Genomic DNA, 10658 nt, shown 5'->3' on the forward strand with positions numbered 1-10658 from the left:
ATGAAGAAAAAATTATTAGCAATAGTTATCGGAACTTTAATGGTGGCATCTTTAACCGGATGTAAGAAAGCTGACGATACAGAAAGTAAAGTAATCACAGTAGCTGCATCTACAACACCACATGCAGAGATCCTTACACAAGCGAAAACAATCTTAGCGAAAGATGGCTGGGATTTACAAGTTACGGAATTCACTGATTACGTACAGCCGAATTTAGTTGTTGATAGTGGGGATTTTGATGCGAATTATTTTCAACATATTCCTTATTTAGATTCATTTAATAAAGAATATGGAACTAAATTAGTAAATGCAGGTGGTATCCACTACGAACCATTTGGTATCTATCCAGGAACAAAAACCGATTTATCAGAACTTAAAAAAGGTGATGTTATTGCTGTTCCTAACGATACAACGAATGAAGCAAGAGCATTATTATTATTACAAGACAACGGAATAATTACACTAAAAGATGGTGTAGGACTTGAAGCAACAGTGAAAGACATTGTGGAGAATCCAAACGATATTAAGATTCAAGAGTTAGAAGCAGCTCAAGTATCAAGAGTAATACCAGAAGTAGCATTCGTTGTATTAAACGGTAACTATGCATTAGAAGCAGGATTCTCAGTAGGTAAAGATGCAGTTGCATATGAATCTTCAGAATCAGAAGCTGCTAAGACTTATGTTAATGTTATCGCAGTAAAAGAAGGCAACGAAGATAAAAAAGGTATCAAGAAGTTAGTAGAAGTATTAAAATCAGATGAAATTAAGAAGTTCATCAATGATACTTATGATGGAGCAGTTGTACCTTTTGAAGAATAAATAGAGTTAATTCAATAAAATTCAATAAAAAAACTCGTGAACGTTTGATATGAAAACCATCACGAGTTTTTTAGCTATTTCCATATAATATATTCGTCTATATTGAATAGGGTAGAAGAAATCGATTTGACATTCCAATCTTAATAAATAAAAGAAAACAACGTATCCTATTATCAGAAGAGTAAAGTATGAAGAATATCAAAAACTAATATAAAATTCTTTGAGAATGGAGTTATATTATATATGGAAATTACTATTTTAATAGCAGATGATGATCCGATATTTCGAGAATTGATTCGAGATATGTTAAAGAAGGAATCTTATATTGTAATAGAGGCGGAGAATGGGAGTGACGCTTTGCAAGCGTTCTATGACAACAGCGGAATCGATTTAATTATCTTAGATGTTATGATGCCAGAATTATCAGGTTGGGAAGTTCTTGATGAGATACGGATACAATCCGAGATGCCGGTTGTTATGTTAACAGCACTAGGTGATGAAAGAAACGAAATCCAAGGACTTCATGCAGGTGCAGACGATTATATTACGAAACCATTTAGTTATCCAATCTTTATGGCTAGAATAAAAACCTTGTTACGTAAGATTGAGAGAAAGAAAACGGCAACGTTACATTGTGGTGAGTTAATACTGAATCAATTAGAGCATAAAGTGTTTGTCGATGAGGAAGAAGTGTTTCTGAACAATAAGGAATATCAGTTGTTAGAATATTTCATGCATAACAAAGGGCTTACTTTGACAAGGGATATGTTAATCAATCAAGTATGGGGATTTGATTTTGATGGCGATAGTCGAACACTTGATACGAATATTAAAACGCTAAGAGCTAAGTTACAAGAGGCAGGAAGATATATACAGACAATTCGTGGCACGGGCTATCGTCTAGAAGAACTTAAGAAGAATGAATAGGAGGTGATTACTTGAAGATAACTAACAAACTCATGATAGTTTTTACTGTTTTTACAATACTATTAGTTGGGATAGGAATCTTTATGAATCAAGCTTACCTTGAAAAATACTATATCTATAAGAATGAGAGAAGTTTCTTACAGTTTCAAAAAGATATTGAAACTGTATATAGAGATAATATTGATGAAATTGATACCCTTATAACAGATATAGATAATGATGAAGATGTAAAGATTTTAATTCTAGATAAAGAAATGAATGTTTTACATTCTTCGTATTTTAAAAATAAACTTAAGGATATTGTAATATCAAAAAATATACAAAATATGATTAAAAGATATCATTTGTGGCAGGATAATGGGTATATGTATCAAGTACTTGAGAGAAACAAAGGATTACCACCAAAGATTTTCTTTACATCGACAATAAGTGAGGATGTGTTTCTTGTAATTACGAAATCTGTTAAGGGGATTCAAGAGAGTGTAGCTGTAGCCAATGAATTCTATTTGGCTTCAGGGTTTGTAATGATCGTAATTGGTATTATAGCCGTGCTGTATTTGTCCCGTAAGATATCGGACCCAATTATTAAGATGAATCATATAGCAAGAGATATGAGAAATCTTAAATTTGGTGAAAAGATTGAAATAACGTCTAATGATGAGATTGGCGAATTAGCAATTAGTATTAACTTGTTATCTGATAAATTAAGCAACAGTATTAGATCTTTACAAGAAGATATAGAGGAAAGGAAGATACTTGTTCGCGATATATCACATGAACTAAAGACGCCTATTGCTGTCATTAAAGGGTATGTAGAAGGATTAAAATATAATGTAGCAGAGGATGAACAGACCAAAGAAAAATACTATGACGTAATAGTCGATGAATGTGATCGTATTAATGAGTTGGTAAAGGAATTATTAGAACTTTCTATATTAGAGGGTGTGTCGTCAGAACTTCAAGTATTGCAAGTTCCAATAAAAAATCTCATTCATGAGTCGATTGAAAAATTCCAACATATAGCTGATATGAGAAGTGTAGAAATTAGGTTTACGGGTGAGGAAGATGTGTTAACACATGTGGATGAGCATCTAATGGAAAGAGTAATCAGTAATTTGTTAAGTAACGCGATCAAATACGCAAACTCACCAGGGTATGTTAAGATCAATCTTAAAGAGAAAAATCAAGGTTGCGAACTTAGCGTCTTTAATACAGGAAAGAATATACCGGAAGAGAGCTTGGAACAAATCTTCAATGTTTTCTACAAAGTAGACCAAGTTAGAGGTCGAGATAATGAAGGTCATGGAATTGGGCTAGCTATTGTTAAGAGAATTATGAATATGCATAAAGGAACATATTCTGTTAAGAATGAAAGTAATGGAGTAACATTTACTATATGGATACCCAATTTGTCTTCTAAAACAAACCTACAAGCATGAAAAAATTTACAGTAAATTTTTCGTTGAAATTGAAACTAAAATGTAATATTATATTAAAATATGAATCAAAAAATGAGCACAAATCGATTAAGTAGGGAGAAGAAGTATCTAATGAGTATTAAAAATGAACCATATATGTTAGTCTTTGGTGTTTCCGTATATGATATTATTGGATTCACTTATCAAAATTACAGAGCACAGGATTCAAATCCCGGTAATGTTCGAGTTTCATTTGGTGGAGTGTGTCGAAATATTGCAGAAAATATGGCGAGATTGCATGTGAACACAAAGTTTATATCCATTATTGGTAACGATGAAAAAGGAAAAAGTATTCTCAAAGCTGCAGAAGATATTCATTTGGATATGAAAGATTCTTTAATTGTGGAAGGAGAATCAACACCAACATATATGGCAATTCTTAATGAGCAAGGTGAGATGGAATCTGCGATTGTTGATATGAAGATCACGGATAGTGTAACGGAAGAATTCATTGATAGTAAAGCGGACATAATAAAAAATGCAGAATATATGATTCTGGATACAGATAATCCTAAGATACTGGAATATCTATTAACAACCTATAAAGACGAGACAAGATTTGTATTAGATCCTGTTTCTGCTTCAAAAGTTGCGAGAATTAAACATCTAGTACCTTACTTTCATACAATTAAGCCGAATCGTTTAGAGGCCGAAGTGCTTTGTGGGTTTGAATTAAAGAGTACAGAGGATGTAAGAAGAGCAGGAGCATACTTCCGTAGTATGGGAATACAGAATGTATTCATAAGTCTGGATTCTGATGGGATCTATTACAATGACGGGGAATGCGAAGGAATCATTAAAGCAAATAAAGTATCGGTAGTGAATGTTACTGGTGCAGGGGATTCCTGCGTAGCTGGTCTAGCATATGGATTTATGAACGATTTATCAATTATAGATACCGTTAAATATGCGATTGCAATGTCAGCAATTACGATCTCGCATGCTGAGACAATTCACCCTACTATGGGACAATCCATTGTAGAACAATATCTACAACGAATGGAATGGACAGCAGTAGAATTTTAATCGATGAACTAATATAATGAAAAAACAAAATAGAACTATTAATAAGAATGTTACGGCAGCTATAACCAAACGAGATTGGTTATAGCTGTGGTAACATTTTTTGTTCTGTAGTACTTGATTTGTCTGACGAGAATTATTATATATATATAAGCCATTTACAGCAGTGACATTACGTGTTATATATAGACATATCTTGGTAATGTGATAAGGATGTAGTGGAGGAATTGAGATGATACAGTTTGAAACAACAAGGTTGATAATGCGAAATTTTTCAATTGATGATGTGAACGATTTTTATGAATATATGAGTTTGGAATGTACTGCACAGTATGAATCCTTTGAACCATTTACATATGATGAGTGTATAGCATCAGTAACGAGACGATGTGAGAGGGATAATGTGTTTGCGGTAGTATTGAAGGAGAGTGGCAAGATGATTGGTGACATTAATTTTTCGATAGAAGAATATGATACCTATGAGCTTGGCTATGACTTTAATCCTACTTATTGTAAGAAAGGTTATGCCACAGAAGCGTGTAAGGCAGTAATCGATTACATATTTAAAGAAAGAAGTGGCCGTAGAATATATGCGGAATGTGATGATGATAACTTCCCATCAATACGGTTATTAGAGCGAATAGGATTTAGAAGAGAAGGATATTTTATAGAAGATGTAACATTTAAGAAGGATGGTGCGGGGAATCCTATCTACGTTAATAGTTATAGTTATGCAATGTTAAAACGAGAATGGACTTCAGATAAATAGAATAGGAGTGATTAAGATGAATTATGGTACATGTATTGAAGAAGGATTTCGCGGTTGTGTACTTGTAAACCGTGAAGGAGAAAGGATATATGAACAGGCCTTTGGGTATGCGGATTATGCCAATGGGAGAAAGAATACGTTAGATACCAAGTTTCCAACGGCTTCAGCAGGCAAGGTTTTTGTTGCAGTGGCTATTTTGCAATTAATAGAGGCAGGAAAGCTACAATTTACAGATACGCTTGGTAAATTAATTCCAATGGACTGGAAAGCAATTGATACGGATATAACCGTAAGACAGTTACTAACACATACATCTGGAATACCAGATTACTTTGATGAATCGGTAATGGAGGATTATGATGAGTTATGGAGAGACTATCCCAATTATAAGATTCGACGTTCGTCAGATTTGTTACCTCTCTTTCTTGAGAAACCAATGATGTATCCAAAAGGCGAGAGATTTCAATACAATAATACTGGATTTGTAGTACTTGGTATGATTATTGAGTCGGTAACAGGTCAGTTATTTGATGAATATCTGAGAGAACATATCTTTGAACCAGCAGGCATGATGGATACAGGTTATTATGAATTAGACCGTTTACCAGCTAAATCTGCGAATGCTTATATATATGATGAGGAGAGAAGCGACTACTATACGAATATCTATAGTGTAGATGTGAAGGGAACGGGCGCTGGCGGTGCATTCACAACAGTTTTAGATATCTTGAAGCTCTGGGATTGTCTTCTTGCGGGGGAATTCATCTCCTTAGATATGGTTAATGAGATGACAAGTATTCAAGCTAGTGATGATGAAGATAGCTATGGATATGGTATATGGATTGGTGTGATGGAAGATGGAAGGTGTGTACCCAACTTCATGGGCTGTGATCCAGGAGTATCTTTCGTAACATCATTTGATAGGACAGATGGGACTTGTATTATCGTAGTAAGTAATTATGGGGACAATGTTTGGAAAATTCGTAAAAATATTGCAGATATGTGATGCAAAATCCTATATAAGATTGTATAATGTAATTTATGGAAAGATGCAAGACTACTTCTCGTAGTTATAGTATTACTCAGAGTAATAGAAAGTTGAGAATAACGATGGAAAAAGAACTTATAGTTGCGAAAGATGGAAGTGGGGATTACGTAGATATACAGTCTGCAATTGATGCAGTTCCTGTGGGGAATGCAGTACCTATTACGATACGTATTCATGAAGGAATTTACAAGCAAGTAATTACAATCCGAGAGGATCAATCTTATATTAAACTGATAGGAGAAGGCATTGATAAAACAGTTATTACATATGATAATTACGCGGGCCTTGTTAATGAAGCAGGTGAAAAATTAGGTACTTTCAAGAGTCCTACCGTTTTTGTCAACGGAAGTCATGTTACTGCAGTTGGAATAACGTTTGAGAATTCTTTCTTCCAACCAGGGTTTGATAAAATGGGGAGACAAGCAGTTGCAGTTAGTACTAGTGGAGAATACAATACCTTCATTGATTGTTCGTTTAGAGGATATCAAGATACACTATATGCGATGGAGGGGTCCTGTTATTTTCTTCATTGCTATCTTGAGGGAGATGTGGATTTTATATTTGGTGCAGCTCGTGCGGTATTTGAAGAATGTCAGATTCATTCCCTTAATAGAGGCTCTATGACCGAGAATGGTTATGTTAGTGCTGCTAGTACAAGAGCAAGAGAGGAGTTTGGATTCTTATTCCTTAATTGTAGACTTACAGCTGAAGAGGGAACTGCAAAGAATTCTGTATATCTTGGAAGACCATGGCATCCAAGTATGCGAACAGAGCCGGTATGTTCCGCCACAGTGTTTATGAACTGTGAATTAGGAGCGCATATTCGTAAAGATGGTTGGACGAAGATGCATGAGGCATATCCTGAAACAGAACGATTCTATGAATATGGCAATACGGGTTTAGGTGTAAGTGTGAATGAACAAAGAAGACAATTAACAGATGAAGAAGCAAGGGAATATACTAAGACAAAGGTTTTAGGCTGGTAGCAATAGTGAATATGTTTTATAAACTTTTGATTGTTGGGAATTACGATTAAAACGTCCATAGACGATTTAATAATAAACGTATGAGGTAAGAACGATGTCGTTCCATGATAACGTTCAATAGGAAAGGAAATAGTATGAAGTTACTTGAAGGTAAAGTTGCGATTGTTACAGGTGGGACAAGAGGAATTGGCTTAGCAATTGTTAAGAAGTATTTAGAACAAGGAGCTTCCGTAGTGCTCTGTGGTTCTAGGGAAGAAACTGCAACAAAAGCAGTAGCAGCTCTAAAGGCTGAAGATCCTACTTGTAAGGTATCTGGTATTTGGACAGACTTATGTAACCCACAAGAGGTTAAAAGAGATTTCGATAACGTAAAGAAAGAATATGGTTCCATTGATATCTTAGTAAATAATGCGGGTATTTCTGCTATGGATTCTATATTTGAATATAAGCCAGAAGAATTCCAAAAAATAATGGATTTGAATGTGAATGCAGTTTTCTATTGTTCTCAAGCAGTTGCTGGAATCATGAAAGAACAAGGGGGCGGTGTTATTCTTAATACCAGCTCAGTGGTTAGTCTATATGGACAACAAAGTGGTTGTGGATATCCAACGTCTAAATTTGCAGTTAATGGTTTAACTAAATCACTAGCACAAGAGCTTGCACCTTATCAGATTCGCGTGAATGCTGTAGCACCTGGTATCACAAGAACAGATATGGTTGCAAATTTACCAGAAGCTATGATTAAGCCTCTTATTAATACTATTCCACTAGGTAGAATGGGTGAACCAGAAGAAGTTGCGGATGCATTTGTATTCTTAGGTAGTGATATGTCAAGTTACATAACAGGTATTGTACTGTCGATAGATGGTGCGGCTAAGATTTAATAATTGAATTAAAATTAGATAGCTTGTAATAAAGAAATTATTGTGGTAATCTAGACAGTATGTTTAGATTACCATTTTTACTGTTTTATTATAGGAGGAGCTTTTGTTATGGAGGCTAAGACAAAATCAAGTTGTGAATGTTGTAGCAACTATGTATATGATGAGGAACTGGGATATTATGAGTGTGAAGTAAATCTTGATGAAGATGAGATGGTTCGTTTCTTACAAGATAAATTCTATGACTGTCCTTATTTTCAATTAGATAATGAATATAAGATTGTAAGAAAACAGATGTAATGATGTTATGTAGCTATGCAAATTCATAGAGTTAAAATGTTACAAAAATATTACAAAAATGTTACGTGAATACTATAAAAATAAAAAGGCTCTGGTAAAAACCAGAGCCTGATTATTAACAACCAAAGTTGAAATATTGACAAATAGCATTAAATAACTCGGAACAATTTGAAAAATTAAAACACATAGTTTCGTCCTCCTTATTTTTATTTGTATTAGCTAAGTACAAATATATTGTAACAATTTTGTAACATTTGAACAATAGGGGATTAATGGAAAGGTTGGAAGTTAGATGACAGAAAGAAAAACAAAAGAGGAATATTTAAAGAAAACTGCAATTGTTTGTATACTTGCGACAGTTTGTTGTACATTATGGGGGAGTGCATTCCCTGCAATTAAGTTAGGATATCAATATTTTGAAATTGGAGGAAATGATTCTGCAACGCAGATTTTGTTTGCAGGTTCCCGTTTCACGTTAGCTGGTATATTGACCATTCTAATAGGAAGTACAATGAGTCGTAAGATATTAATACCAAAGAAGCAATCCTATCGTAGGATCTTGGTGTTATGTTTATTCCAAACGGTTTTACAATATATATTCTTTTATATAGGATTAGCGAATACATCAGGTGTGAAGGCAGCTATTATTAATGGCTCTAATGTTTTCGTAGCAATCATTATAGCATGTCTGCTATTTAGACAAGAAAAATTAACATGGAAAAAGATGATAGGTTGTATACTTGGTTTTGCTGGAGTTGTGGTTATTAATCTAACAAAAGATGGCCTTGATATGCATATGAAGTTTACTGGAGAAGGTTTCATCTTATTATGTACAATCGCCTATGCATTGTCATCTGTTTTCATCAAGAAGTATTCCGAAGATGAAAATCCAGTAGTATTAAGTGGATATCAATTCTTCGTTGGTGGAGTAATTATGATGATACTGGGGGCTGTATGGGGGGGAAAACTTACAGTTATTACTGGTAAAGGAATTGGTATGTTAATCTATCTGGCTTTGGTATCTGCAGTAGCTTATTCAATATGGGGAATCCTGCTAAAATATAATCCTGTATCAAAAGTCGCAATTTTTGGTTTTGTGAATCCTATAAGCGGAGTAATCTTATCTTCTATATTTTTAGATGAGAAAGGGCAATCATTTGGGCTGAAAGGGATACTTGCACTAATCTTAGTTTGTATTGGAATTTTTGTAGTTAATTATCAAGGTAGTGGTCCGAAGGTCAGTAGTGAAGGGAAATAGTAAAAGAAGGAGTTGAATTATGGAGATGAAGAGTGAAAAGATACTCGAGTACTGTCTAAGTAAATCAGGTGCATATCTAGAGTATCCTTTTGGAGATATACCAATCTGTGTAAAAGTTGATGGCAAAATCTTTGCGGAGCTGTATGTAAATCCTACAGACTATAAAATCACCTTAAGATGTGAAGCTATGTTAGCTGATTTTTACCGCCAACAATATCCAGGTACCATTGTAAGAGGCTATCATTGCCCACCCGTACAACAACCATATAAAAACACCATATACTTAGAAGAATTTGATGAAAATCTCTTACTTGATATGATCGATCATTCTTATAGTCAAGTAATTGCAAAGATGACTAAAAAGCAGCGTTTTAATGTAATTGGAGCAATTGACAAGCAAGAGCTAGTAGATAAGGGAGCGATATACTTTGAACGAATTGAAGAGGGTTTTCGCCAGTATGAAAACAAGGTACTTGAAGGAAATAAAGTAGAATTAAAGAATTCGGTACATTCACTATGGTTAGAAAATGGAGAAGATGGGGCCTATGTAGATTGGTATTATGGTACACTTAGGCCAGAGGAAAAAGAAAGGATTCGTAGTGTCTTATCCGCTGCAAGTAGAAACATACTTAGTCGTTATGAAGCATGGACGGACCTAATGTTTCTTCCACTTGATCAAGAGTTATTTGATTTGACAATGGAATTAAATCATACAGAGGCTTTATTCTGTACGTACTATTTTTGTAAGCTACCATACACAGTATGGGGAAATTATGATAATAAATATCAATGTTTTTTTAGATTAAAAACGATTTGAATATATTAATAATAAAGGGGCTGTAAAAAAACTCCCTTAATAAACAAGGTCACTCACATTAGCTGATGCGAGTGACCTTGTTTTATCTTTTATAGTCTTTCTCTTGAAAAAATGAGTATACGAACCAAGCCTTCTCTTAATACAGGCTCTAAAGCAGTTCGTTCTGCCATATTTTTATGCAACAAGCGGGGTTCTGTTCCTCTTGTTATGGTATTTATAAAGGTTAAAGCCACACGAAATCAATGTAAATTCCAAAATAACTGCTTTTTCACCTTTTCGGAACAGTCGTTTATAAGCTCTGTCCCACTTAATTATTCCAAATGTTCCTTCAGACTGTATGCTTCGGTTCATA

At 34.3% G+C, this 10658-nt stretch carries 12 protein-coding genes; 11 read left to right on the forward strand and 1 reads right to left on the reverse strand.

Features of this window, described 5'->3' with window-relative positions:
- The 11 genes from BUB90_RS19205 to BUB90_RS19255 all read left to right on the forward strand — a co-directional run bounded on the left by BUB90_RS19205 (window position 1) and on the right by BUB90_RS19255 (window position 10306).
- A complete protein-coding gene (locus BUB90_RS19205; protein ID WP_073290453.1) occupies window positions 1–819 on the forward strand; it encodes a MetQ/NlpA family ABC transporter substrate-binding protein in 819 nt (272 codons plus the stop codon).
- A gap of 243 nt (window positions 820–1062) precedes the next feature.
- A complete protein-coding gene (locus BUB90_RS19210; protein WP_073290455.1) occupies window positions 1063–1746 on the forward strand; it encodes a response regulator transcription factor in 684 nt (227 codons plus the stop codon).
- Window positions 1747–1757: 11 nt separating this feature from the next.
- On the forward strand, window positions 1758–3185 hold the full coding sequence (locus tag BUB90_RS19215) for a sensor histidine kinase (protein WP_073290458.1): 1428 nt from the start codon (window positions 1758–1760) through the stop codon (window positions 3183–3185).
- A 111-nt stretch (window positions 3186–3296) separates the two neighbouring features.
- Window positions 3297–4250, forward strand: coding sequence for a carbohydrate kinase family protein (locus BUB90_RS19220; protein WP_073290460.1), 954 nt, complete (start codon window positions 3297–3299; stop codon window positions 4248–4250).
- Between the two features lie 229 nt (window positions 4251–4479).
- The gene (locus tag BUB90_RS19225; RefSeq protein WP_073290462.1) at window positions 4480–5016 is read left to right on the forward strand and encodes a GNAT family N-acetyltransferase; all 537 of its coding nucleotides are present in this window, start codon (window positions 4480–4482) and stop codon (window positions 5014–5016) included.
- Between the two features lie 16 nt (window positions 5017–5032).
- Window positions 5033–6022 (forward strand): serine hydrolase domain-containing protein, encoded by a 990-nt coding sequence (locus BUB90_RS19230; protein ID WP_073290465.1) that lies wholly within the window; start codon window positions 5033–5035, stop codon window positions 6020–6022.
- A 104-nt stretch (window positions 6023–6126) separates the two neighbouring features.
- Window positions 6127–7050: a pectinesterase family protein gene (locus BUB90_RS19235; protein WP_139241815.1), complete on the forward strand. Its 924-nt coding sequence runs from the start codon at window positions 6127–6129 to the stop codon at window positions 7048–7050.
- A 134-nt stretch (window positions 7051–7184) separates the two neighbouring features.
- Complete coding sequence (locus tag BUB90_RS19240) at window positions 7185–7934, forward strand: SDR family NAD(P)-dependent oxidoreductase (RefSeq protein ID WP_073290469.1); 750 nt, start codon at window positions 7185–7187, stop codon at window positions 7932–7934.
- Window positions 7935–8042: 108 nt separating this feature from the next.
- Window positions 8043–8231, forward strand: coding sequence for a DUF6472 family protein (locus tag BUB90_RS19245; RefSeq protein ID WP_073290471.1), 189 nt, complete (start codon window positions 8043–8045; stop codon window positions 8229–8231).
- A gap of 292 nt (window positions 8232–8523) precedes the next feature.
- Window positions 8524–9489, forward strand: a complete 966-nt coding sequence (locus BUB90_RS19250) for a DMT family transporter (RefSeq protein ID WP_073290473.1) — start codon at window positions 8524–8526, stop codon at window positions 9487–9489.
- Window positions 9490–9508: 19 nt separating this feature from the next.
- Complete coding sequence (locus BUB90_RS19255; protein ID WP_073290475.1) at window positions 9509–10306, forward strand: MmcQ/YjbR family DNA-binding protein; 798 nt, start codon at window positions 9509–9511, stop codon at window positions 10304–10306.
- A 174-nt stretch (window positions 10307–10480) separates the two neighbouring features.
- On the opposite strand, the gene BUB90_RS24345 is transcribed toward BUB90_RS19255, so the two are convergent.
- Window positions 10481–10658, reverse strand: a 178-nt coding sequence (locus tag BUB90_RS24345; protein ID WP_073290477.1) for a transposase, incomplete at its 5' end; no start/stop codon positions are given.

Source organism: Anaerosporobacter mobilis DSM 15930 (genome assembly GCF_900142955.1).
GTDB classification, from domain to species: Bacteria; Bacillota; Clostridia; order Lachnospirales; family Lachnospiraceae; genus Anaerosporobacter; species Anaerosporobacter mobilis.

Bases quoted from the DNA above. Each gene is read 5' to 3' on its own strand.
- BUB90_RS19255 (WP_073290475.1), top strand. From the start codon at position 9,509: ATGGAGATGAAGAGTGAAAAGATACTCGAGTACTGTCTAAGTAAATCA.
- BUB90_RS19210 (WP_073290455.1), top strand. From the start codon at position 1,063: ATGGAAATTACTATTTTAATAGCAGATGATGATCCGATATTTCGAGAA.
- BUB90_RS19235 (WP_139241815.1), top strand. From the start codon at position 6,127: ATGGAAAAAGAACTTATAGTTGCGAAAGATGGAAGTGGGGATTACGTA.
- BUB90_RS19230 (WP_073290465.1), top strand. From the start codon at position 5,033: ATGAATTATGGTACATGTATTGAAGAAGGATTTCGCGGTTGTGTACTT.
- BUB90_RS19245 (WP_073290471.1), top strand. From the start codon at position 8,043: ATGGAGGCTAAGACAAAATCAAGTTGTGAATGTTGTAGCAACTATGTA.
- BUB90_RS19240 (WP_073290469.1), top strand. From the start codon at position 7,185: ATGAAGTTACTTGAAGGTAAAGTTGCGATTGTTACAGGTGGGACAAGA.
- BUB90_RS19205 (WP_073290453.1), top strand. From the start codon at position 1: ATGAAGAAAAAATTATTAGCAATAGTTATCGGAACTTTAATGGTGGCA.
- BUB90_RS19220 (WP_073290460.1), top strand. From the start codon at position 3,297: ATGAGTATTAAAAATGAACCATATATGTTAGTCTTTGGTGTTTCCGTA.
- BUB90_RS19250 (WP_073290473.1), top strand. From the start codon at position 8,524: ATGACAGAAAGAAAAACAAAAGAGGAATATTTAAAGAAAACTGCAATT.
- BUB90_RS19225 (WP_073290462.1), top strand. From the start codon at position 4,480: ATGATACAGTTTGAAACAACAAGGTTGATAATGCGAAATTTTTCAATT.